This window comes from Ruegeria sp. K5 (genome assembly GCF_056531805.1).
Window position 1 is genome coordinate 99,134 of sequence record NZ_JBQFML010000004.1, and the last position, 21,993, is coordinate 121,126.

Below are 21,993 nucleotides of genomic sequence, written 5' to 3' on the forward strand. Positions count from 1 at the left end.
GAGTCGAAATCTCTTGTGCCGTGTTTCTGCACGGCTCTTTGAATTCAAGTTAGAGCATCTGAAACCGTTTGGGGGAAGGGGTTAATCGCGCGATGCGCCGAATTGCCGTGATCCGTGACCGCGTTACAGCCCGGCGTTGCGGACCCATCGGATGATGGCATCGCGATCTTCTGGTTCCATAAAGGTCACATTGGCCGGCGGCATCGCATGGGTCACACCGGCCTGCAGGTAAATCTGCTGCGCGTTGCGGGCAATATCCGCCTCGGTTTCCAGCAAAACGCCTTTGGGGGCCCAAAGGATGCCCTCCCAAACCGGCTCACGTGCATGGCACATGGAACAGCGCCCCAGAACGATGTCGTGTGCCTGCTCAAACCCTTCGGCTGCTGCGAATTTCTGTTCATAGGGCGTCAACGGCTGCGCCTCGGCCTCTTCAACCGGTTCATACATCGGTGCGGTCGACAGCCACATGATGGCGATGAACAGCATGGCGGTTGCCAGCCAGGTCCAGGTGGGGTTGCCTGCACGCGCGTGGCGGGTGTTGAAATAGTGCCGGATGGTGACGCCCATCAGGAACACCAGCGCGGCGATGATCCAGTTGTATTGGGTCGCAAAGGCCAGCGGGTAGTGGTTGGACAGCATCAGGAACAGAACCGGCAGGGTCAGATAGTTGTTGTGGGTCGAACGCAGCTTGGCGATCTTGCCGTATTTCGGGTCGGGTGTGCGCCCGTTCTTCAGGTCATCCACAACGATGCGCTGGTTCGGCATGATGATGAAGAACACGTTGGCCGTCATGATCGTGGCGGTAAAGGCCCCCAGATGCAGCATCATCGCGCGCCCGGTGAAAATCTGGTTGTATCCCCAGCCCATAGCCACCAGCAGGACGAACAGCAGTACCATCAACAGGGTTGGACGCTCGCCCAGACCGGATTTGCACAGAAAGTCATAGACCAGCCATCCGATAGTCAGGGACGCTGCCGAGATCAGAATGCCTTGCCACAGTGCCAGATCGGCCTTTTCGGCGTCGATCAGGTATAGTTCTCCGCCGACCCAGTAGACGATCATCAACAGCGCCGCACCGCTGAGCCAGGTTGAATAGCTCTCCCATTTGAACCAGGTCAGATGGTCGGGCATCCGCTCGGGCGCGACCAGATATTTCTGAATGTGGTAGAAGCCGCCGCCATGCACCTGCCATTCCTCGCCATCCGCAGGGCCGGGGATATTGCGGTTCAGGCCCAGATCCAGCGCGATGAAGTAGAAGGACGATCCGATCCACGCCATGGCCGTGATCACATGCAGCCAGCGCACGGCAAATGCCATCCAGTCCCAGAACACGGCAAAGTCGTACATGAATGAGGTCTCCGATTGGTTGCCGCCACACTAGGCAAACGGGCTTTTCTTCGGTATTCCCGTATATTGTCAAACTGTATCAAAAAAAACGATAAGATGTCCTATCTCGACAATATCCGCACCTTCGTCAGGGTTTATGATCTGGGCAGCATGTCCGCCGCCGGGCGCGATTTGCGGATTTCACCGGCTGTGACCTCGGCGCGGATTTCTCAGCTTGAGGATCATCTGGGCGTGCGTCTGTTTCAACGCACGACGCGGAACCTGTCACCGACCGAGCAGGGCAAAGCGTTTTATCCCGGCGCGGTGGCGGTGCTGGATGCGGTGGATGAGGCCGAAGCGCAGGTGACGCACCTGACCGAAGCCCCGCGCGGGTCTCTGTTCGTGGCGGCTCCGCTGGGGGTGGGGCGGCGGTTACTTGCCCCGCATGTGCCTGATTTTCTGGCGGAATACCCCGAGATCGATGTGCGTTTGCGCCTGACGGACCGGTCCGTTGATCTGACGACCGAGGGGTTGGATCTGGCCTTTTTCATCGGTCAGCCCGAGGACAGCACCTTGCGCATCCGCAAAATCGCCGATTGCCAGCGCGTGCTGTGTGCTGCCCCTGATTATGTGAAGCGGCGGGGGATGCCTGAGACTGGGGCTGATCTGGTGAAGGACAAACACGAATGCCTAAACCTGCGCTTTCCCGGCGCGACCGAGTTTCAGTGGATGCTGGAGACCCCGGACGGCCCGAAACGCTATGCGGTGTCAGGCCGGTTCGAATGTGATGACGGAGACGTCCTGACAGATTGGGCGCTGTTCGGGCAGGGCATTGCCATGAAGCCGGTGTTTGAAGTGGCCGATCACCTAAGCGCGGGCCGTCTGGTGGCCGTCGCGCAGGATACGCCGCCCGTGCCGGTGCAGATGGCGTGCCTTTATACACACCGCCGCCATCAGGACCCCAAGGCGCGCCTGTTCATGGATTTCATGATCGAGCGGGTCGGAAAAGTCGTCCGAAACTCGGAATTGCCAGCCGGGTAGCGCTCCCGCCCCTGTTTGTGCCGTTCCGGCACCGCACAGCGTTGGGCCGGGCGCCGCAGCTGTGCTGCGGCGCGGGTGCGGCGGGATCGGGTGTGGCGCTGCCATTGATAAAAGCGCAACCGCGCCGGGCCCGCTGGGCGCGGCGCTGGGCTCAACGGGAAGGGACCCTGAAAGGGTCTCTGACCGGCGGGAGGGTTAGCTGCCGCGATAGGTCGAGTAGCCGTAAGGGGAAAGCAGCAGGGGCACGTGGTAATGTGCCTCGGGGTCGGACATACCAAACCGGATCGGCACCTGATCTAGAAACAAAGGGTCATCCCCGTCTTGTCCTGTCGCGCGCAGGTAATCGCCGGCGAAGAAGATCAGTTCATATGTGCCGGTCTTGAACGTCTCCTGCGGCAGGATCGGGCTGTCGGTACGACCGTCGGCATTGGTTTCCATCTCGACCAGCTTGCGATGGGAATTGCCGGACACGCTGTACAACGCGATTTTCAACCCGGCGGCGGGGCAGCCCCGGGCGGTGTCCAGAACATGTGTTGTCAGATAGCCTGCCACGAAAGCCTCCCTCAGATACGTCACTTTGCTGTGACACAGTGTGGCGCAAAGATCAAAACAGGGGAAATGCCGAAAGAACCGGAAACAGCGTTCGGATTGATTTGATAATCATTGGCGAATTTCTAGGATAAGCCTGTCGAAACATCCAAAACCGGAAGACGCCATGCAACCGCCTCGATACCCCCGCGACATGATTGGATACGGTGCCAACCCGCCAGCGGCGCAATGGCCGGGCGGGGCCAAGCTGGCCGTCCAGATCGTACTGAATTACGAAGAGGGTGGCGAGAACTGCGTTCTGCACGGTGATGCCGCATCCGAGGCGTTTCTGTCCGAGATCGTCGGCGCGGCGCAATGGCCGGGGCAGCGTCATTGGAACATGGAATCGATCTATGAATACGGCGCGCGGGCCGGGTTCTGGCGGCTGCATCGCTTGATGCAGGACCTGCCGATCACGGTTTACGGCGTGGCATCGGCTTTGGCGCGGTCGCCGGATCAGGTGGCCGCGATGAAAGACGCCGGTTGGGAGATTGCCAGCCATGGGCTGAAATGGGTGGAACACAAAGACATGCCCGAGACGCAGGAGCGCGCCGAAATTGCCGAGGCGATCCGGCTTCACACCGAGGTCGTCGGTGAGCGCCCGCGCGGCTGGTACACCGGGCGCTGTTCCGAGAACACGGTGCGTCTGGTGTCCGAAGAGGGCGGGTTCGATTATGTCGCCGACACCTATGACGACGATCTGCCCTATTGGGCACAGATCGACGGTCGGGATCAGCTAATCGTGCCCTACACGCTGGATTGCAACGATATGCGCTTTGCCACGCCGCAAGGGTTCAATGCGGGCGATCAGTTCTTTTCCTATCTCAAGGACAGTTTCGACGCATTGTATGAGGAAGGGCAGGCGGGGGCGCCCAAGATGCTATCCATCGGGTTGCATTGTCGTTTGATTGGGCGACCGGGCCGCGTCATGGCGTTGAAACGTTTTCTGGAATACGCGCGCAGCTTCTCGGATGTGTGGTTTGCCACCCGGTTGCAGATTGCTGAACACTGGGCACAGACCCACCCGCCGCAATCCCATCCGAAGCCGTCGCAGATGGGACGGGACGCGTTTGTCGAAGCCTATGGGGGCATTTTCGAACACTCGGCCTGGATTGCCGAGCGGGCCTATGATCTGGAACTTGGGCCTGCTCATGACACCGCAGGCGGGTTGCACAACGCTTTGGCGCGGATCTTCCGGTCGGCCTCTGAGGCCGAGCGGTTGGGGGTTCTGACAGCGCATCCTGATCTGGCGGGCAAGCTGGCGCAGGCCAAGCGGTTGACGCAGGAAAGCACGTCCGAGCAGGCCTCGGCCGGGTTGGACGCGCTGACGGATGAGGAGCGCGCGACCTTCACCGAATTGAATACGCGGTACACTGAAACGTTCGGATTTCCGTTCATCATTGCGGTGCGGGATCATGACAAGGCCTCGATCCTTGCGGCCTTTCAGCGGCGGATTGAACAGGATCGCGATACCGAGTTTGCCGAGGCCTGCCGTCAGGTTGAACGCATCGCCGAATTCCGGCTGCGGGACGTGTTGCCCTCATGAGCCGCCAGATCGTTGCCGAGCCGCTGACTGCCAAGCTATTTGCGCCTTTTGGTGATGTGATCGAAGTGTCTGGCGATGCCGACAAGATCATCAACCAGGGGCAGTGTGGCCGGTATCATGATCGGGCGCTGCTGGATTTCACCGACGGGCGCGCCGGGATCAGCCTGTTCAACGCCAACCCGCGCGCGCTGCCATATGCGCTGGATATGGTCGAGCGGCACCCGGAGGGCAGTCAGGCGTTTATCCCGATGACCCATCAGCCGTTTCTGGTCGTCGTAGCACCCGATGAAGGAGGGCAGCCTGGGCGGCCCAGGGCGTTCATGACACGAGCCGGGCAGGCCGTGAACTATCATCGCGGTACGTGGCATGGGGTGCTGACGCCTTTGCACGGCCCGGGCCTGTTTGCCGTGGTGGATCGCATCGGTGGCGGTGCAAATCTAGAGGAATTCTGGTTCGACACCCCCTATGAGGTGATCGCGGGCTAACCCCGGAAGGCTCCCGCCCGGTCAGAACGCATCGAAGATGCGCGCTGACCCGTTGGGCCCGGCAGCGCGCGGGCAGGCCCGCCCGCTGCGGTTGGTCTGGATCAACCCGTCGCCATCAAACGGGCCACGTCCAGCATGCGGGCGGAAAAGCCCCATTCATTGTCATACCAGCCGAAGACACGGACCTGATTGTTGCCGACCACTCGGGTCTCGGGGCCTGCGATAACCAGCGATTCGGGGCGGGAACGCAGATCGGACGAGACCAAAGGCAGATCGGTCCAGCCAAGAACCGCCGAAGCCTCGACCGCTTCGCGAAACGCGGTGTCGAAAGCCTGTTCGCTCATGCCGCGCCCGAGCGTTGCCACAAGGTCCACCGCCGAAACGCTGGCGGTTGGAACCCGCACCGCTGCGCCCGAAATCCGTCCGGCCAGATGCGGGAGAACAACGTCGATCAGGTGGGTCGCGCTGGACGTGGTCGGCACCATCGACAGCGCCCCTGCGCGCGAACGCGCAAGATCGCCGCGCGGCGCGTCGACCATCGGCTGGCTGTTGGTGTAACAGTGGATAGTGGTCATATGGCCCGAGACGATGCCGCCGATCTGATCCAGTGCCCGAACCAGCGGCGCGAGGCCATTGGTGGTGCAGGATGCGTTCGAGACGATGCTGGCATCGCCCAGCTGATCCTCATTGGCACCCAAAACCACCGTCAGTTCAGCGGCGGGCGAGGGCCCCGAGATCAGCACCTTGCGTGCGCCAGCCGCCAGACCCCGGCGGGCGACATCGGATGAGCGTGCAATGCCGGTGCAATCCAGCAGGACGTCAACGCCTGACAGATCGATATTCGCCAGATCGGAACTGTGCGTCATCGGCACCGTGCGCCCGTCTATGATCAGGGCTTCGTCACCGGCAGACACGTCCCCGGCATAGGGGCCAAAGGTGCTGTCGTATTTGAACAGATAGGCACAGGTGTCCAGCGGTGCGATATCGTTGATCAGCACCAGCTCGATATCTGATCCTTGCGGCTGGGCCAGAACCTGCCGCAGGATCGTGCGGCCAATGCGGCCGAATCCGTTGATCGCGAGTTTCATGCGCAAGCTATGGCAGGCAGATCAGGCGATCTCAACGAAAGTATTGTACCAATTTCAACCGCAACTGACCTGCGAGAAGAACTGCCCCGAGATGTTCTGATACATGCTGGCCACGATCGGTTTGCATCCGGTTGCCTGCTGGATCGCCGCGATGGCCTGCAGGGTGCGCAGGCGCGGGGGCGGGCCGAACGGGTTGAGGTTGTTGTTGTCGCGGGTGGCACGGTAGATGACCGGCTCGTCCGAGACTTTGGTCACGGCCCATGTGCGGCTCATGACAAAGACCGATTTGGTCTCATCCTTGGCAGCGACCGGCGTGGACAAGGTTGCGGCCACCATGGCGCATGCGGCCAGAGCCATCAGGGGGGTACGCAGTTTCATCAGCCAGTCTCCAATACTCAAACAATGGAATTTGCTGGGATTTCAGCAAATTCCGGGGCCGCTGTGAACCCCTGCAGGGGTAAAAGGCGATGAAACCGGGTTTAGCGGGGCAAGGATAACGGCATATGCCGGTTCACATCTTTGTACAGAAGATACCGGAAACGCCCCGGTCCACCCGCGTAACAGGCCTGCGGGCAAAAGGCGCGTAGCCACATGTAATCGCCTGCCTCAACCTCAACCCAATCCTGATTGAGCCGGTAGACGGCCTTGCCTTCCAGCACGTAAAGCCCGTGTTCCATCACATGGGTTTCAGCAAAGGGGATCACGCCGCCGGGTTCGAAATTGACGATGTTGACATGCATGTCGTGACGCAAGTCCTGCGGGTCGGCAAAGCGCGTTGTGGACCAGCGCCCTTCGGTTCCGGGCATCTCGATCGGCGTCACGTCTCGTTCATTGGTGATGATCGGGTCGGGGACGGGCAGCCCGTTCACGGCCTCATAGGCCTTGCGAACCCAGTGAAACCGCGCCACGGCGTCGGATCGGTTGTGCAACGTCCAGTCCGCGCCGGGTGGGATATAGGCGTACCCCCCTGTATCCAAATTATATTCCGTTCCGTTCAACGTCAGATGCACGGCCCCCTCAACCACAAACAGAACGGCCTGAGCGCGCGGGTCTGTTTCAGGCTGATCGCTGCCGCCGCCGGGCTGAACCTCCATAATGTATTGCGAAAACGTCTCGGCAAAGCCGCTGAGCGGACGGGACAGGACCCACAGGCGCGTGCCCTCCCAAAACGGCAGGTAGCTGGTCACGATGTCGCGCATCGTGCCCTTGGGAATGACGGCATATGCATCTGTGAACACCGCCCGGTCGGTCAAAAGCTGGTCCTGGCCGGGGTGCCCGCCGAGGGGCGAAAAATAGGTTGGGTGTGTCATCATATGCCTCGGGTTCGTTTGCGTTGCACTATGCGACCAAACCGGGTGTGGCCTCTAGCGCTGGGCTTGCGATAGGTTTGTTCGGGATAATTTGAAGGTCGCCGCCATAGGGGTTGGCCGCGCCCCCGCGCAGGTATATCCTTGAAGGCAAAATTGATTTCAGTTCAGCGAGGCAGAAATGAAAGCCCGGGTCTTTTTCGCATTGGCACTACTTAGCATGGCAGGCGTTACGACAACCGCCTCGGCCAAACCATTGTCCCGAATCATCGCCGAAATGGGGCTTTCGCCTGCGGATTTCGAAGTGGCAAACAAAGCGTCACGCAGCTTGCTGACCGACGGCACGCCCAGCGTCGGCAAGGAGATCGGGTGGAGCAATGGCGAAACCGGATCAAAGGGGACAATCCGGATTGATGCGGTCGAGGGCAATTGCGTCCGGCTGCAACACGACATTCAGCCCGAAGGCAAAGAGGCATCGCGCGGGGTCAGAACCCGTCAATGCAAGGATGCGGGCGGCAACTGGGTGATGGCGCCCTGATCCCGCTAGTAACCGCGCGCCCGGTCGACCTCATTAAGCAGTGACGCGCCGGTTGTCAGCCGCTGGAAGTTTTCTGCCACATCCGACAACGCATCGCCCAGATGCCAACCGGACACATGGGGCGTGATCGTCACGCTTGGGTGCTGCCAAAGCGGGTTGTCGGCTGGCAGAGGTTCCTGACACGTCACATCCAGAACCGCATGGCCGGGCGTGCCCTGATCCAGCGCAGCAATCAGCGCACCTTCGTCAATCAGATCGCCGCGACCGGCGTTCAATAGCTGGCTACCGGGTTTCATTGCTGCCAGCATTTGTGCGTCAAACAGACCCACCGTTTGCGGGGTCGAGGGCAGGATGGCGCAGACATGATCGCACTGCCCCAGCAGACCGGGCAAGGCATCGTCGCCGTGCACGCAGGTGACGCCCTCGATCTGCTTAGGCGACCGGCTCCAGCCCAGAACCTGAAACCCGACAGCGCGCAGCATTCGCGCCGTGCGGTCCCCGATATGACCCAGACCCAGAACGCCGACGGTTGTATGGGGCGTGAAGGTTGGTTCCTTGGGCAGCCATTCAGCACGGGCCTGCGCGGCTTCGTGAAATGCCATGTGACGCTGGGCGCGCAGAATGTAGGCGACGAACCATTCGGCAATGCCTTGTGCCGGTGCATCCGGTTTCAGGCGCGCAACCCGCATGTGATCCGGCAGGTTGGGATTGCCGACAATCGTTTCTACGCCCGCCCCAAGCTTTTGCACCAGTTTCAGGTTCGGCAGCTGGTGCAGGTGGTCGTCTTTCAGGCCCACGACCGCAACCATCGTGATCTCATCGGCGTTGCCGATTGCGTCCGGCGTGCGAATATCGGCACCGGGGATCGCGGACCGGATGTCATTGGCGATGTCCGCATCGCTGATCCAGTTGGTCAGGCCGGTGTCTATCAACAGCGCCATGGGCGGTTCCTTCCCTTGAAATTGAACGTGGTGACGTTCCGTCACGCAACTGGACAGAGTCGCAACAGTTAAGCCATCCTCGGTCCGAAAGGTACAGCCCGGATTTCACCCGGCAGGAGGGAATTTCATGAATATGTCATTTGGTTTGCGCGAGGAAAACCGCGCCCTTTTGCAACGTGTCGCCGACATGGTCCGGGATGAGATCATGCCGCTGGAAGAAGAATACCAGGCCGAGATCAACAAGGACGACCGCTGGCAATATACCGAACGCCAGGCCGAAATCCTTGAGGGGCTGAAAGCCAAAGCCAAGGCCGCCGGTCTGTGGAATTTCTGGCTGACCGACAGCGACAAAGGGTTCGGGCTGACCACGGTTGAATATGCTTATTTCGCCGAAGAGATGGGCAAGACCCCCCTTGGGGCCGAGGTGTTCAACTGTTCCGCCCCCGACACCGGCAATATGGAAGTGTTCGAGCGTTACGGCACCGAGGCGATGAAACAACAGTGGTTGAAGCCACTGCTCGACGGCCAGATCCGCTCGGCCTATCTGATGACCGAACCGGATGTGGCTTCATCCGATGCGACCAATGTGTCGATGTCCTGCGTGCGGGACGGCGATGACTATGTCCTGAATGGTGAGAAATGGTGGTCATCCGGCGCGGGCGATCCGCGCTGCAAGGTCTATATCGTGATGGTCAAAACCGGCGGCGAGGATCAGCCCAAGCACAAGCGCCAGTCGATGATCGTGGTGCCCGCCGATACGCCCGGGATCGAGGTTCTGCGACCCATGCAGGTCTACGGCCACGACGACGCGCCGCACGGCCATATGCATATTCGGTTTACCGACGTGCGCGTGCCCGCAGAGAATATCCTCTTGGGCGAAGGCCGCGGGTTCGAGATTGCGCAGGGCCGCTTGGGGCCGGGGCGCATTCACCATTGCATGCGCGCAATCGGTCAGGCGGAAAGCGCACTGGAGCAGATGTGCAAGCGTTCCATGCAGCGTGAGGCGTTCGGCAAGAAGCTGGCGCAGCTGGGTGCCAATTACGACATCATCGCCGAATGCCGGATGGAGATCGAGATGGCCCGCCTGCTGTGTCTGAAAGCGGCGTGGTACATGGATCAGGGCGATGCGCGGGCCGCGGCCCCGTGGATCAGCCAGATCAAGGTGGTTGCGCCTCGGGTCGCGCTGAAGGTGATCGACGAGGCGGTGCAGATGTTCGGCGGGCAAGGGGTCAGTCAGGACACACCACTGGCCACCGCCTGGACTCATGTGCGAACCCTGCGACTGGCCGACGGACCAGACGCGGTTCACCGCCGTCAGGTCGCGCGGGCCGAATTGAAGAAACACACGCAGGAAAAGGTCTGACGCACCGCATGACCAGGTACGAATTCGACAATCTCGCCTATTTTCATCAGCGAGAAGATGGGGCTTTTGTCGGCAACGACCCGGCGCGCGGCCCCTGGTCAGCCGATCATTGTCACGCGGGGCCCGTCAGCGGCCTGATCGTGCGCGCTGCTGAAACCGAGGTTGGGCCCGAGAAGATGCTGACCCGTCTGACGGTTGATCTGCTGCGCCCTCTGCCCCTGTCGGGCTTGCGGGTGGCGGCAGAGACTACACGGCACACCAAAACGCTAGCCACCACGCGGGTGACGGTGCACGATCTGGACGACACCCTGTGCGCTACGGCGACAACCATGCATCTGGCGCGTCGTGATCTGGGCACAGTGCCCAATGTCCACGTCACTCAGCTGCGGTTCGAAGATGCGGTTGATGGGCCTTTCCCGATCGGTGAACTGCGCCACGACCTTCCGGGATTTGCCCATTACAGCGACATCAGATACCCGGCAGGGGGCAAACAGGGGGCCGGGCCGAAAGCCATCTGGATGCGCACGCCGAACCTGTTGGAGGGTGAGGTGCAATCGCCGATCCAGTCGCTTTGCCCGCTGGCCGATTGCGGCAACGGTATCTCGTGGAATGCGCCAACGGCGGAAATGGGGTTCATGAACACCGATCTGACGGTGAACATCCATCGCGAGCCTGTCTCGGAATGGTTGGCAGCCGACTCGATCTCGCACTGGCAACCTTCGGGCGTCGGCATGTCGCAATCGGTTCTGTATGATGCCGAAGGGCCAGTGGGGACAGCGCTGCAAACGTTGGTTCTGTTCCCACCCACATGATGCGCTCGGCCGGTTTCTGCGGTGAAGCCGGGAAACGCATTGCCGCTGCGGTGTTGCCGCCCTATCTTGCCGGCATGCGTTGGCTGATACCCATTCTGACTTGCTGCCTGCCGATCCCCGCGCTGGCCCACCCGCATGTCTTCATTGACACCGGGCTGGAGTTCATCGTGGACGAAGCAGGCAACCTGACCCATGTGCGCGTGACCTGGGCGTATGACGAATTCTACTCGCTGCTGGTTCTGGAGGATTTGAAGCTGGATCAGGACGCAGATGGCGTTCTGACAGAAAGCGAAGAGGCATTCCTGACCGGGTTCGACGCGCAATGGATCGAAGGCTACAACGGCGATCTGGTGGTGACTGCGGGTGGTGCGCCGGTCAAACTGTCCGGTCCGCTGGAACCCCACGCGACGGCCGAGAATGGGCGCGTCGTGACCACGCATCTGCGTCAAGTCGAAGGCGGCGCCGTACCTGCCGACGCCCTGTCGGCCAAACCGTTTGATGAGACCTATTATACCGCATACGAAGTCAACCGGCCCGTGATCGTGTCCGGCCCGTCCACATGTTTTATCGAGCGTGTCGATCCCGATATCGATGGTCAGTTGGCGCAGATGCGGGCGTTTCTGCTGACATTGGATGCGGATTACGATCTGGAGGAAAACGACATCCCTCTGGTGGGCGAGAACTTCGCGACTGAGATCCTCGTGTCATGTCCAAATACCTGATCGTTCCGGTTGCCATCGCCTTTGGCCTGTTGGCCTGGTTCTGGGGAAGCGGTGGCTTTGACAGCCTCGCCGCCTGGGCCGCGGGTGAGCAGCGCGAGTTTCAGAACCAGATCGCACGGGCCTTGCGGGCAGCGCGGGCCGAGCAGCCGCAAGCCGTGGCAACGCTGCTGACCGTTTGTTTCGCCTACGGGTTCTTTCACGCGATCGGTCCCGGTCACGGCAAGGTCCTGATCGGAGGGTACGGTCTGGGCCGCCGCGTCGCGTTCTGGCGCTTGTCCGCGATCAGTGTGCTGTCCAGCCTTGGGCAGGCGGTGACGGCGGTTGTTCTGGTCTATGCCGGAGTGCTGGTTTTTCAGCTGTCGCGCGAGACCTTGGTAGGCACGACCGAGCGGGTGATGGCCCCCATCAGCTACGCGGCGATTGCAGCGATTGGCCTGTGGCTGGTTTTCCGAGGTGTACGTAGCTTTGTCAGGCGGTCCCGTAACGACGCCAAGCCTTCCCATGCCCATGATCACGACCATGACCATCACCACCACCACGATCACGATCACCACCACCATCATCACCACGAGGGCGAGGTCTGTTCGGATTGCGGCCACCGCCACGGCCTCAGCGCGGAAGAAGTCGCCAATGTCGGCAGCCTGCGCGAGGCGATCATCCTGATCGCAGGCATAGCCGCGCGCCCCTGTACCGGCGCGCTGTTCGTTCTGATTTTGACCTGGCAGATGGGTATCGCAATGGTCGGCATCGCCGGAGCCTTCTCGATGGCGCTGGGCACGGCACTGGTTACCACCTTGGTCGGCTGGACGTCATTTGGGCTGCGCGGCGGGCTGCTTGCTTCGGCCTCGGCCACCCGGTTTGCCTCCGTTCTGGCCCCGACCATCGAATTGGTGGCGGGGTTGGTGATCGCGGTAATAGCGGGTGGTCTGCTGTTGCGCGCGATCTAGGTCAGTCGAAGACCGGCTCGGGGTAGCCGACCCGCGCCAGATACAGCCCTTGCGGCGGGCATACCGGCCCACAGGCCGCGCGGTCCGTGGCCTGCAACGCGTCGCGCACGTCCTCGGGTGACCACGAGCCCGCGCCAACGCGTTCCAGCGTGCCGACGAAACTGCGCACCTGATTGTGCAGGAAGGACCGGGCGCGGACGTGGAAATGAACCTCGGGGCCGGAAAAGCCCTGAACCCGCTCGACCCGCAACTCATCCAGAGTTTTGACCGGGCTGGCCGCCTGACAGATCGACGAGCGGAACGTGGTAAAGTCATGCCGCCCGATCAGCATGTCGGCGCCCTTCTGCATGGCATCGACATCCAGTTGATGGTTGACGCGCCAGACCTGCCCCTTGTCATGGGCCGCAGGCGCACGTCGCATCAGGATGCGGAACAGGTACTGGCGCTCGACCGCCGTGAACCGCGCATGCCAGTCGTCCGCGACCTGCGCGGCCTGCACAATGGCCACCGGTTGCGGCTTGAGGTGATAGTTCAGCGCCTCGGACAGGCGGAACGGGTCCCAGTCCTTGACCAGATCGCAATGGGCCACTTGCCCCAGCGCATGCACACCCGCATCGGTACGCCCGGCGGCGGCGATGGTGTGATCGCCCGGTTGAATACGGGACAAGGCGCGTTCGATGGCACCTTGCACCGACGGCAAGTCCTTTTGCCGCTGCCACCCGGCAAACGGCTCCCCTTGGTATTCAACTTTCAACGCATATCTGGGCATGCGCCGCTGGTAACGCGCGGCGCGCAAACGGGCAAGGGGGCGAAAGCACTGGCATGTCCGAAGGCGGCTACCTATCTTGGGCAAAACGATAATTGCGGGGCGACAGTTTGGTCATCTCTTCCCTGGCAGACAGTCTTGTGCGCGGCGTCGAAACCATTGGCGACAGCGTGTCCGAGACGTTTTTTGAGTCGGTCATCCGTCTGGGCGTCACCGGTCTGGCGCGATCTGGCAAGACGGTGTTCATCACCTCGCTGGTGGCAAACCTGCTGGACCGGGGCCGCATGAGCGGCCTTGTCGCGCAGCAGGAAGGCCGGATCAACGCTGCCTATCTGCAACCGCAACCTGACGATACTGTACCCCGATTTGACTATGAAGCGCACCTGTCTGACCTGACTGGCCCTCAACCACACTGGCCCGACAGCACCCGCGCCGTGTCCGAGCTGCGCCTGTCTTTCAAAGCCCGCCCTGCCGGGTTGCTGGCCGGGCTACAGGGGCCGCGCACCGTGCATCTGGATATTGTGGATTATCCGGGTGAATGGCTACTGGACCTCGCGCTGTTGGACAAATCCTATGAGGATTGGTCGCAGGAGACGCTGTCGCGCATCGAAAACCGACCTGACGCGGCAGAGTTTCTGAAACAAGCCCGCGCAACCGATCTGACGGCCATTCATGACGAACCCACTGCGCAAGCCTTGGCTGCCGCATTTACCACCTATCTGAACCAAGCACGGGACGCCGGGTTCTACGACTGTACGCCGGGGCGGTTCCTGCTGCCGGGCGATCTGGCAGGCTCTCCGGTTCTGACCTTTGCGCCATTGCCGGTGTCCGAACCCTCGCGCCGCCGCACCCTTCAGCGCGAGATGGAGCGGCGGTATGAGGCCTACAAGGCGCAGGTGGTAAAGCCGTTTTTCCGCGATCATTTCTCGCGCATTGATCGGCAGGTGGTTCTGGTCGATGCGCTGGGCGCGATCCACAAAGGCCCGCAAGCGGTCGAGGATATGCGCCGGGCCATGGGCGATATCCTGTCGGCTTTCCGTCCGGGTCGTAACGCGTGGCTCAGCCAGTTGCTGCTGGGCAAACGGGTCGAACGTATCCTGTTCGCCGCCACAAAGGCCGACCACCTGCATCACACGCAGCACCCCCGTCTGACCGCGATCATGGAGGCGCTGACACGTGAGGCGCGCGACCGGGCAAGCTTTGCGGGGGCCGAAACAGCGGCGCTGTCGCTGGCCTCGCTGCGGGCCACAACCGAAGAGATGCGCAGCCATGACGGGGTCGAATTGCCCTGCGTGCGTGGCACGTTGCAGGACAGTGGCAAGCAGGCCGCGTTTTACCCCGGAGAATTGCCGGACGATCCGGCCCACTTGCTCGGCCCGGCCCGGAACGGGGCCGAGACATGGCTGGGCGATGATTTTGGTTTCATGAGGTTTGCCCCGGCGCATCTGACCCTGCGCCCCGGCGATGGCCCACCGCATATCCGGCTGGACCGGGCCGCGCAGTTCCTGATCGGAGACCGGCTGTGATGGTCACATTACGCCCCGCCCGCAGCACCGATGCCGGTACGACCGGGGAAATCCTGCACGGGTTTGCCCGCGAAAACGACTGGATGCCCGAATTGCACAGCTGCGCCGAAACCATCGCCTTTTGCGGTCGGATGATTGATCAGGGTTGGGTCACGGTGGCCGAAACGTCGGACGGGGTGGTTGGGTTTCTGGCCTTGAACGGGTCGGATATTCACTCGCTGTACCTGACGGTGTCCGCGCGAGGGCAGGGTATTGGCACGCAGTTGCTCGACCATGCCAAGGCGCGGCATCCGCAACTCAGCCTCTTTGCCTTTCAGGCCAATACCGGCGCGTGCAGGTTCTACGAACGTCATGGCTTTGCCGAGATTGCCCGCAGCGACGGGGCCGACAATGATGAAAACCTGCCGGACATCAAATATGTCTGGCGTATCGAAAGGGCAGCACATGGCTAAAGGCCCGGTTCTGATCGATCTCGAGGAAGATGCGCCCGCCGCCGACGTGGCCACGGCCCCGCCGGTGCCGGACCTTGCGCAGCCTCAGGGTCAAGCGATGCAAAGCGCGGCCCGAATTGCTGCCCGCAAGCCCTCGGCCCTGTCGCGGTGGTTCTGGGGCTTGGCGCTGGCGGTTGTCGGCGCTGCGATCTCGGTCGCCGCGTGGGACTTCGCCACCTCGCTGGTCGCCCGCGCGCCTGTGCTGGGGTGGATCTTCACCGGATTGATCGCGGCGCTGGTTTTTGTCGCGCTGATCATCGCAATCCGGGAACTGGCGGCGATTGGCAGTTTGTCTCGTGTCGACGGGCTGCGCCGCTCGGCTGATGAGGCGCTGGCCGACGCCGATCTGGCCAAGGCCCGTGCTGTTACGTCTCGCCTGATCGCCTTCTACAAAGGTCGGGATGAGACCCAATGGGGCCGCGACCGCCTGTCCGAACGCATGCCCGAGCAATTTGACGCCTCAGGCCTGCTGGGTTTAGCCGAAGATGAAATTCTGGCCCCTCTGGACGCTGCCGCCAGCCGCGAGGTTGAGGCGGCTGCCCGGCAGGTGGCGACTGTGACCGCATTGGTGCCGCTGGCGCTGGCGGATGTGGTGACGGCTTTGGCCGCCTCGCTGCGGATGATCCGGCGGATTGCGGAAATCTATGGCGGGCGGGCCGGGTTTCTGGGCAGTTGGCGTCTGACCCGCGCCGTTTTTGTTCATCTGGTCGCAACCGGCGTAGTCGCAGTGGGCGACGATTTGCTAGAGCCGGTTTTGGGCGGCTCGGTCCTCAGCAAACTGTCCCGCCGGTTTGGCGAGGGGCTGGTGAACGGCGCACTCAGCGCCCGGGTTGGCGTTGCCGCGATGGAGGTATGCAGACCCTTGCCCTTCTCGGATCGCCACAAACCGTCGACCCGCGCTGTGATCAAACGCGCCCTGAAGGGGCTGTTTTCCAAGGGTTGATCTGACGCAAAGCGCACCTGCCAGCCATTCGTCACACTGAATGTGACGGAGGGCCAGCCATGACAGATCACGGTCACAGCCAGCAGGAGATCGCCCAGCGGATCAATGCCCCGCCCGGTCGCGGCGTTCTGCGCGATGTGGTCTATGGCGGTATCGACGGTTCGGTCACCACATTCGCCATCGTGGCAGGTGTCGCCGGGGCAGGGTTATCGTCCTTTGTCATCGTGGCGCTGGGGTTGGCGAATGTTCTGGCCGATGGGTTTTCCATGGCGGCGGGCAACTACTCGGGCACCAAGGCGGAACTGGACAACATCAAGCGGATCCGCGCCATCGAGGAACGCCACATCGCCCTCTACCCACAAGGCGAACGCGACGAGGTGCGGGCGATTCTGGCGCAGAAGGGGCTGTCGGGACCCGTGCTGGAGGATGCGACCGCGGCCATAACCTCGAACCACGAAAGCTGGATAGACCTGATGATCGAAGGCGAATATGGGCTGGGCAGTGTCGATCCGCATCCGATGAAGGCCGCTCTTGCCACGTTCTTTGCCTTTCTGGTGGCCGGGATGATCCCTTTGTTGCCGTTTCTGCTGTCGCTGAACAACGCCTTCGCTGTTTCGGCATGGATGACGATGGGCGTCTTTTTCGCCATCGGAGCGCTGAAAAGCCGCTGGTCGCTGGCCCCGTGGTGGCGTTCGGGCTTGGAGACGCTGCTGATCGGCGGCGTGGCGGCACTTATTGCCTATCTGGTGGGGTCGCTGTTTCACCCCTGACCCTGCGGCTTTGTCGCAGATCGCCTGACACGTCTGGCGCGTTCCCATGTTTCCGTTAGGCTGAGGCAAAACGGATTTGACAGCCAATGCCTTCTGACGATCTGCGTGGGAAAAACATTCTGGTTCTGGGCGCTTACGGGTTTATCGGAGCCGCTGTTGCGCGCGCGCTGACGGCTGAAGGTGCAAGCGTGCGCGGGCTGGTGCGCAACTTGCCGGTGGGCAGCAAGGTTCTTCCGGGGACACAGTTGGTGCAGGGTGATTTGCGCGGTCTGACGCAACCTCAGGACTGGCAGGCCCTGCTGCAGTCGGTCGATATCGTGGTCAATTGCGCAGGTGCCCTGCAGGATGGCGGGCCGGACAATCTTGAAGTGGTCCACCACACTGCAATCGCGGCCTTGGGTCAGGCTTGCGCGGCGCGGGACATCGCGGTGATCCAAATCTCGGCCATCGGGGCCGAGCCTGATGCGTCGACGCCATTCCTGAACACCAAAGCCGCCGGGGACGCCGCTCTGCGGGCCTCGGGCGTGCCGCTTTGGGTGCTGAGACCGGGGCTGGTGATTGGGCAGAGCGACTACGGTGGCACCGCGCTGCTGCGCATGCTGGCCGCGATCCCGTGGGTACAGCCGCTGGCTTACCCGGACACCCCGGTTCAGTGCATCGGAATGCCGGATCTGTGTCGCGCCGTTCTGTCTGCCGCCATGGATCGGCTGCCGCAAGGCACTTATGATCTGGTCGAGGATACGCCCCAACCGCTGGCAGAGGTGGTTGCGGCCACGCGCCGTTGGCTTGGGTTTCGCCCAGCCTCGACCCATTTGAGGATTCCGTCCGCATTGATCAAACCCATCGCTGCCGGGGCTGATCTGCTGGGTCGGTTGGGGTGGCGATCCCCGCTGCGCAGCACGGCAATGACGGTCATGGCGCAAGGCGTGATCGGTGATCCTGCACCATTTCGGCAGGTCTCAGGGCAGGCGCTGGCGTCCTTGCCGCAGATCTACGCCGGATTGCCCTGCGGTCGCGAACACAGGCTGACCGCGCGCATGACCCTTCTGATGCCACTGGTCGTTGGGGTGCTGAGCCTGTTTTGGCTGCTCTCGGGTCTTTTCGGGCTTCTGGGGCTGTCCAATGCGGCGCAGGTCCTGATCGGGGCAGGATGGGCGGTGCCCGTCGCGATGCTTGGCGTGGCGTTCTGGTCGGTGGTCGACATTGCGCTTGGGCTGGCCATTCTGTGGCGGCCCTGGGCCACCCGCGCATGTTTGGCGCAGATCGGGGTGGCGCTGATTTACCTGATTTCAGCCTCGGTTCTGGTGCCCGGCTTGTGGGCCGATCCGCTGGGTCCGTTGGTCAAAGTGCTTCCTGCAATGACCTTGTCCCTGATTGCCATTCCGATGTTGGAGAGCCGCTGATGGACCCCGATCTGATCCTGCTCTGGCTGCATGTCATTGGAGCGTGCGTGTTGTTGGGAACCGGCGCTGGCATCGCGTTTTTCATGCTGATGGCACACCGTAGCCGGGACGCACATCTGATTGCGCATACCGCAGGCATCGTGGTGCTGGCTGATCTGATCTTCACAACAACCGCCGTCATCCTGCAGCCGATCACCGGGACCGCGCTGGCCTGGCGGTTGGGCTGGTCGCTGAGCGAGGGTTGGATCGCCTTGTCGCTGGTGCTGTATGTGCTGACCGGGTTGTTCTGGTTGCCGGTGGTGTGGATACAGATCAGGCTGCGGGCCTATGCGCGGGTTGCTGCGGATGCAGGAAGCCCAATGCCCGCAGACTACACCCGCCTGTTCCGTATCTGGTTTATATGCGGAATTCCGGCTTTTCTGTCGGTGCTGGTGATCCTTTGGCTCATGATCGCGCGCCCGGCGATCTCGGTCCTTTAGCGTGTTTCCCGCAACACCGCGACGGTACCGGGATTTCCGTACTGTCGCCCGATAGCTCGCGCGGTATAGCTTGCCCGGACGATATTGAACGGAGCCTGAATTGGAATCGCTGCTTGTTCTTCTTGGCCTGATTGTACTGGCCATTCCGGTAACGATTGTCGTGCTTTTGGTTGGCCAAGCGCGCTTGCGCCGCCGGGTTGAGCACCTTGAGCGGCAAGTACAGGCGCTGTCGCCGGGTCAGGCTGAGGTCGAACTGCCAGAGGCCGTGGCATCGGCGCCAGAGCCAAAAGCCGAGGTGGATTTGCCCGCATCAGAGGCCGCGCCCGGCCCATGGTCGCCACCTGACCAAAAGCAGGATCCTCCGGTTGCCGAAGAGACCGAGCCATCAGGGGCCGTTGTTTTCCGGCAGGATCGCTTTGCGGCCCTCGGGCTGTGGCTGCGCGAGAACTGGTTTTATGCGGTTTCGGCCCTGTCCTTGGCCTTGGCCGGTATCTTTCTGGTTCAGTACGGGGTTGAAAATGGGCTGCTGCCACCGGCTGCGCGGGTCGCGGCATCTTTGGCCTTTGGGGTCGCGCTGATCGTGGTGGGCGAAGTCATTCGCCGCAGGTTCGGCGATGACGAAACAGCCTCGACCGCGTATCTGCCATCGGTCTTTTCCGGTGCGGGCTTGGTAACATTGTTCGGCGGCATTCTGGCCGCCCGGCAACTCTATGACCTGATCTCTCCCGAAACGGCGTTGGTTGGCATGGTTCTTGTCGCGCTGGTGGGTCTGGTGCTGGGCTGGTTCCACGGGCCGCTGCTGGCTGCTGTGGGACTGATCGGAGCCTTCTCGGCCCCCTTTATGGTAGGAGGCTCATCCGATGATCCGACATGGCTGTATGGGTATTTTGTCATCCTGACCTTGCTGGGTCTGGGCATCGATACGGTGCGGCGCTGGGCCTGGATTTCGGTGCTTACGCTCTTTGCCGCCTATATTGCCTGCCTGCTGCTGGTTCTGTCTTCCCCGTTGACCGAGCCCGGTTATCTGACCAGCGTTACCGTGCTGGCACTTCTGGCCATTGCGATCCCCAACCGGCGCATCTGGCCCGATCACGCGGGCCCCATGGTGGCCGAGATCATCCGGCGCAAGAAGGGTGATCCGTGGCCTGCTTTCCCGACCCGCGTGGCATTTGCCGCAGTGGCCGTCAGCTCGGCCATCCTGTCCCTGCACTGGGCGGATTCAGCGGGTGAGTTCTGGCTGACCACATGCTTGCTGCTCGGGTTGGCTCTGGCACTGCTTTTGTGGGCCAAGGACGCGCCTGCCTTGCAGGATGCCACGGTGTTCCCGGCTGTTGGGTTGATCGGCTTTGTCGTCGCGCATGACCTCGAAAACGGCACCGTCGCGCGCACCTTCGCGGCCACCTATGCCGAGACGCCCGAAGCAGACGCCCCGTTAGTTGTCACGATACTGGTCGCATTGGGCGTGCTGGTCTCAGTTCTTGCGGCTTGGCGATCCTGCAACGCAGACCGATACGCCGCCATATGGGCCGGGGCGGCCGCCGTGTTCGCGCCCGCCATGGCCATCGCGCTGGAGGTCGGCTGGCATCCGGCCAAGGTGATCGGCCCGTACCCCTGGGCGCTGCACGCCATCGTTCTGGGTGCGGTGATGGTTGGTATAGCGGAACGCTTCGCCCGCGTTGATGGCGAGAACCGGATGCGGCCCGCGCTGGCCACGCTTTCAGCGCTGTCCTGTCTGGCCTTTGCCTGCGTGATCGTCCTCAGTTCCGCAGCGCTAACGATTGCGCTGGTCGTGACCATCGTGGTCGCTGCGGCGTTGGATCGCCGGTTCACTTTGCCGCCGATGAGCTGGTTTATCTGGGCAGGTGTGTTCACGGTAACCGTACGGCTGGTTCTGGACCCCGGTCTGCGCTGGGCCGAAAGCGCACCACTTGCCGAGATGGCGCTGGTCTACGCTTCGGCGACGCTTGGGTTCTTTGTCGGCTGGGTGCTGATCAAACCGCTGGATCGCCCGATTGCCAAGCTGCTGCTCGAAAGCGCGGCCTGGGCGACCGGAGGCATTTTGCTATCGCTGCTTCTGCTGCGCTGGCTGGAGGCGTTTGGTGAGGGCGGGGCCGAGAACAGCCATTGGGGTCTGGGCCTGCTGTCCGTCATCTGGCTGCTGCTGGCCTATGCGCAGGTGCAACGCTTCGAACTGGGCGGCAAGCTGACCTATGCGCGCTATGCTCTGGCGATCTTCTTCGCTGGTCACGGGGTGCTGCGTCTGGTCGAAGCTCTGGTAGATCGCAATCCGTTGCTGAACCCCTTGGCCGAGCCGGTTCTGGGCCCTCCGCTGTTGAACACACTGGCGGTGGCCTATCTGATCCCCGCACTGGCCATCGGGTTTTCGGCCTGGAGGATTACGTCCATGCCCAAGCATTTGCGGCAGGTCAGCTATGGTGTGGCTGCGGGTTTAGTGACCGTCTGGCTGGGCCTGACCATCCGCCATGTCTGGCAGGGTGCCGAGGGCATGTACGAGGGCAACGGCGTAACCCAGCCCGAGCTTTATACCTATACCCTGACCCTTTTGATTGTCGGTGCGGCGTTGTTCTACCAATCGCTCGCGCGGCGGTCCGACCTGATGCGCAAGGCGGGGCTGGCGGTGATCGGGCTGGCCGTGGCCAAGGTGTTCCTGATCGACATCGCGGGCCTTGGCGGTCTGATCCGCGTCTTCTCGCTGCTGGCGCTGGGCCTCGCGCTGGCGGGGCTTGCATGGCTCAATCGTTGGGCCAAGCTGCGCCATTTGCCGCAAGGCTCGGAACCTCTGGACCATTGAGAGCGGGCGTCATATAAGCGCGGCCATGTTTGACCGTTTGGCCATCATTATTCGAATTATATCCCCGGCGCTCTGATCCTCGAGACGCCGGGCAAAGGT

Annotated in this window: 22 protein-coding genes; 15 read left to right on the forward strand and 7 right to left on the reverse strand. The window is 62.1% G+C overall.

Annotation, left to right across the window (positions count from 1 at the left end):
• Positions 1-123 precede the first annotated feature (123 nt).
• On the reverse strand, positions 124-1,347 hold the full coding sequence (locus tag ACR0MO_RS13095; RefSeq protein WP_170623801.1) for a urate hydroxylase PuuD: 1,224 nt from the start codon (positions 1,345-1,347) through the stop codon (positions 124-126).
• 96 nt (positions 1,348-1,443) lie between these two features.
• On the opposite strand from ACR0MO_RS13095, the gene ACR0MO_RS13100 reads away from it, so the two are divergent.
• A complete protein-coding gene (locus ACR0MO_RS13100) occupies positions 1,444-2,367 on the forward strand; it encodes a LysR family transcriptional regulator (RefSeq protein ID WP_480891652.1) in 924 nt (307 codons plus the stop codon).
• A 195-nt stretch (positions 2,368-2,562) separates the two neighbouring features.
• Here ACR0MO_RS13100 and uraH read toward each other — a convergent pair whose 3' ends face one another.
• Positions 2,563-2,919 (reverse strand): hydroxyisourate hydrolase, encoded by a 357-nt coding sequence (uraH, locus tag ACR0MO_RS13105; protein WP_480891654.1) that lies wholly within the window; start codon positions 2,917-2,919, stop codon positions 2,563-2,565.
• A gap of 163 nt (positions 2,920-3,082) precedes the next feature.
• Between uraH and puuE the strand changes: the two genes are divergently transcribed.
• Together puuE and ACR0MO_RS13115 are read left to right on the forward strand one after the other, a co-directional pair.
• Entirely contained in the window at positions 3,083-4,501 is a 1,419-nt protein-coding gene (gene puuE, locus ACR0MO_RS13110) for an allantoinase PuuE (protein ID WP_480891657.1), read from the forward strand.
• Positions 4,498-4,986, forward strand: a complete 489-nt coding sequence (locus ACR0MO_RS13115) for an ureidoglycolate lyase (RefSeq protein WP_480891660.1) — start codon at positions 4,498-4,500, stop codon at positions 4,984-4,986. Before puuE ends, ACR0MO_RS13115 begins: the two co-directional genes overlap by 4 nt.
• A 101-nt stretch (positions 4,987-5,087) precedes the next feature.
• Here ACR0MO_RS13115 and ACR0MO_RS13120 read toward each other — a convergent pair whose 3' ends face one another.
• The 3 genes from ACR0MO_RS13120 to ACR0MO_RS13130 all read right to left on the reverse strand — a co-directional run bounded on the left by ACR0MO_RS13120 (position 5,088) and on the right by ACR0MO_RS13130 (position 7,384).
• Complete coding sequence (locus ACR0MO_RS13120; RefSeq protein WP_480781454.1) at positions 5,088-6,074, reverse strand: type I glyceraldehyde-3-phosphate dehydrogenase; 987 nt, start codon at positions 6,072-6,074, stop codon at positions 5,088-5,090.
• Positions 6,075-6,128: 54 nt separating this feature from the next.
• Positions 6,129-6,452 (reverse strand): hypothetical protein, encoded by a 324-nt coding sequence (locus ACR0MO_RS13125; protein ID WP_480626831.1) that lies wholly within the window; start codon positions 6,450-6,452, stop codon positions 6,129-6,131.
• Positions 6,453-6,553: 101 nt separating this feature from the next.
• Entirely contained in the window at positions 6,554-7,384 is an 831-nt protein-coding gene (locus tag ACR0MO_RS13130; RefSeq protein WP_170632831.1) for a bifunctional allantoicase/(S)-ureidoglycine aminohydrolase, read from the reverse strand.
• A 178-nt stretch (positions 7,385-7,562) separates the two neighbouring features.
• Here ACR0MO_RS13130 and ACR0MO_RS13135 point away from each other — a divergent pair, with 178 nt between their 5' ends.
• A complete protein-coding gene (locus tag ACR0MO_RS13135) occupies positions 7,563-7,919 on the forward strand; it encodes a hypothetical protein (protein WP_170520495.1) in 357 nt (118 codons plus the stop codon).
• A gap of 5 nt (positions 7,920-7,924) precedes the next feature.
• Here the strand turns inward: ACR0MO_RS13135 and ACR0MO_RS13140 are convergent, their stop codons facing one another.
• On the reverse strand, positions 7,925-8,860 hold the full coding sequence (locus ACR0MO_RS13140; RefSeq protein WP_480891663.1) for a 2-hydroxyacid dehydrogenase: 936 nt from the start codon (positions 8,858-8,860) through the stop codon (positions 7,925-7,927).
• 127 nt (positions 8,861-8,987) lie between these two features.
• Here ACR0MO_RS13140 and ACR0MO_RS13145 point away from each other — a divergent pair, with 127 nt between their 5' ends.
• From ACR0MO_RS13145 to ACR0MO_RS13160, 4 genes are read left to right on the forward strand one after another with little or no spacing between them, the layout of a single operon-like run.
• The gene (locus ACR0MO_RS13145) at positions 8,988-10,223 is read left to right on the forward strand and encodes an acyl-CoA dehydrogenase family protein (protein ID WP_170454357.1); all 1,236 of its coding nucleotides are present in this window, start codon (positions 8,988-8,990) and stop codon (positions 10,221-10,223) included.
• Positions 10,224-10,231: 8 nt separating this feature from the next.
• Complete coding sequence (locus ACR0MO_RS13150) at positions 10,232-11,035, forward strand: thioesterase family protein (RefSeq protein ID WP_170623786.1); 804 nt, start codon at positions 10,232-10,234, stop codon at positions 11,033-11,035.
• Positions 11,032-11,757, forward strand: coding sequence for a DUF1007 family protein (locus ACR0MO_RS13155; protein WP_480891666.1), 726 nt, complete (start codon positions 11,032-11,034; stop codon positions 11,755-11,757). The genes ACR0MO_RS13150 and ACR0MO_RS13155 overlap by 4 nt, the downstream gene beginning before the upstream one ends.
• A complete protein-coding gene (locus tag ACR0MO_RS13160; RefSeq protein ID WP_480891669.1) occupies positions 11,742-12,704 on the forward strand; it encodes a nickel/cobalt transporter in 963 nt (320 codons plus the stop codon). Before ACR0MO_RS13155 ends, ACR0MO_RS13160 begins: the two co-directional genes overlap by 16 nt.
• A gap of 1 nt (position 12,705) precedes the next feature.
• On the opposite strand, the gene truA is transcribed toward ACR0MO_RS13160, so the two are convergent.
• Positions 12,706-13,473, reverse strand: a complete 768-nt coding sequence (gene truA, locus ACR0MO_RS13165) for a tRNA pseudouridine(38-40) synthase TruA (RefSeq protein ID WP_480891672.1) — start codon at positions 13,471-13,473, stop codon at positions 12,706-12,708.
• A 107-nt stretch (positions 13,474-13,580) separates the two neighbouring features.
• On the opposite strand from truA, the gene ACR0MO_RS13170 reads away from it, so the two are divergent.
• The 7 genes from ACR0MO_RS13170 to ACR0MO_RS13200 all read left to right on the forward strand — a co-directional run bounded on the left by ACR0MO_RS13170 (position 13,581) and on the right by ACR0MO_RS13200 (position 21,894).
• Positions 13,581-14,996: a YcjX family GTP-binding protein gene (locus ACR0MO_RS13170; protein WP_480891675.1), complete on the forward strand. Its 1,416-nt coding sequence runs from the start codon at positions 13,581-13,583 to the stop codon at positions 14,994-14,996.
• Entirely contained in the window at positions 14,996-15,448 is a 453-nt protein-coding gene (locus ACR0MO_RS13175) for an N-acetyltransferase family protein (RefSeq protein ID WP_480891882.1), read from the forward strand. Before ACR0MO_RS13170 ends, ACR0MO_RS13175 begins: the two co-directional genes overlap by 1 nt.
• Positions 15,441-16,430 (forward strand): YcjF family protein, encoded by a 990-nt coding sequence (locus ACR0MO_RS13180; protein ID WP_480891885.1) that lies wholly within the window; start codon positions 15,441-15,443, stop codon positions 16,428-16,430. Before ACR0MO_RS13175 ends, ACR0MO_RS13180 begins: the two co-directional genes overlap by 8 nt.
• 59 nt (positions 16,431-16,489) lie before the next feature.
• Complete coding sequence (locus ACR0MO_RS13185; protein WP_170520509.1) at positions 16,490-17,200, forward strand: VIT1/CCC1 transporter family protein; 711 nt, start codon at positions 16,490-16,492, stop codon at positions 17,198-17,200.
• A gap of 86 nt (positions 17,201-17,286) precedes the next feature.
• On the forward strand, positions 17,287-18,603 hold the full coding sequence (locus ACR0MO_RS13190; RefSeq protein ID WP_170520511.1) for an SDR family oxidoreductase: 1,317 nt from the start codon (positions 17,287-17,289) through the stop codon (positions 18,601-18,603).
• Positions 18,603-19,082, forward strand: a complete 480-nt coding sequence (locus tag ACR0MO_RS13195) for a DUF2269 domain-containing protein (protein ID WP_170623777.1) — start codon at positions 18,603-18,605, stop codon at positions 19,080-19,082. The genes ACR0MO_RS13190 and ACR0MO_RS13195 overlap by 1 nt, the downstream gene beginning before the upstream one ends.
• A 100-nt stretch (positions 19,083-19,182) precedes the next feature.
• Complete coding sequence (locus ACR0MO_RS13200) at positions 19,183-21,894, forward strand: DUF2339 domain-containing protein (protein ID WP_480891679.1); 2,712 nt, start codon at positions 19,183-19,185, stop codon at positions 21,892-21,894.
• The last annotated feature ends 99 nt before the right edge of the window (positions 21,895-21,993 follow it).

Bases quoted from the DNA above. Each gene is read 5' to 3' on its own strand.
- ACR0MO_RS13125 (WP_480626831.1), bottom strand. From the start codon at position 6,452: ATGAAACTGCGTACCCCCCTGATGGCTCTGGCCGCATGCGCCATGGTG.
- ACR0MO_RS13135 (WP_170520495.1), top strand. From the start codon at position 7,563: ATGAAAGCCCGGGTCTTTTTCGCATTGGCACTACTTAGCATGGCAGGC.
- puuE (WP_480891657.1), top strand. From the start codon at position 3,083: ATGCAACCGCCTCGATACCCCCGCGACATGATTGGATACGGTGCCAAC.
- ACR0MO_RS13175 (WP_480891882.1), top strand. From the start codon at position 14,996: ATGGTCACATTACGCCCCGCCCGCAGCACCGATGCCGGTACGACCGGG.
- ACR0MO_RS13185 (WP_170520509.1), top strand. From the start codon at position 16,490: ATGACAGATCACGGTCACAGCCAGCAGGAGATCGCCCAGCGGATCAAT.
- ACR0MO_RS13095 (WP_170623801.1), bottom strand. From the start codon at position 1,347: ATGTACGACTTTGCCGTGTTCTGGGACTGGATGGCATTTGCCGTGCGC.
- truA (WP_480891672.1), bottom strand. From the start codon at position 13,473: ATGCCCAGATATGCGTTGAAAGTTGAATACCAAGGGGAGCCGTTTGCC.
- ACR0MO_RS13100 (WP_480891652.1), top strand. From the start codon at position 1,444: ATGTCCTATCTCGACAATATCCGCACCTTCGTCAGGGTTTATGATCTG.
- ACR0MO_RS13140 (WP_480891663.1), bottom strand. From the start codon at position 8,860: ATGGCGCTGTTGATAGACACCGGCCTGACCAACTGGATCAGCGATGCG.
- ACR0MO_RS13120 (WP_480781454.1), bottom strand. From the start codon at position 6,074: ATGAAACTCGCGATCAACGGATTCGGCCGCATTGGCCGCACGATCCTG.
- ACR0MO_RS13160 (WP_480891669.1), top strand. From the start codon at position 11,742: ATGTCCAAATACCTGATCGTTCCGGTTGCCATCGCCTTTGGCCTGTTG.
- ACR0MO_RS13150 (WP_170623786.1), top strand. From the start codon at position 10,232: ATGACCAGGTACGAATTCGACAATCTCGCCTATTTTCATCAGCGAGAA.
- ACR0MO_RS13195 (WP_170623777.1), top strand. From the start codon at position 18,603: ATGGACCCCGATCTGATCCTGCTCTGGCTGCATGTCATTGGAGCGTGC.
- ACR0MO_RS13130 (WP_170632831.1), bottom strand. From the start codon at position 7,384: ATGACACACCCAACCTATTTTTCGCCCCTCGGCGGGCACCCCGGCCAG.
- ACR0MO_RS13145 (WP_170454357.1), top strand. From the start codon at position 8,988: ATGAATATGTCATTTGGTTTGCGCGAGGAAAACCGCGCCCTTTTGCAA.
- ACR0MO_RS13115 (WP_480891660.1), top strand. From the start codon at position 4,498: ATGAGCCGCCAGATCGTTGCCGAGCCGCTGACTGCCAAGCTATTTGCG.
- ACR0MO_RS13180 (WP_480891885.1), top strand. From the start codon at position 15,441: ATGGCTAAAGGCCCGGTTCTGATCGATCTCGAGGAAGATGCGCCCGCC.
- ACR0MO_RS13155 (WP_480891666.1), top strand. From the start codon at position 11,032: ATGATGCGCTCGGCCGGTTTCTGCGGTGAAGCCGGGAAACGCATTGCC.
- ACR0MO_RS13190 (WP_170520511.1), top strand. From the start codon at position 17,287: ATGCCTTCTGACGATCTGCGTGGGAAAAACATTCTGGTTCTGGGCGCT.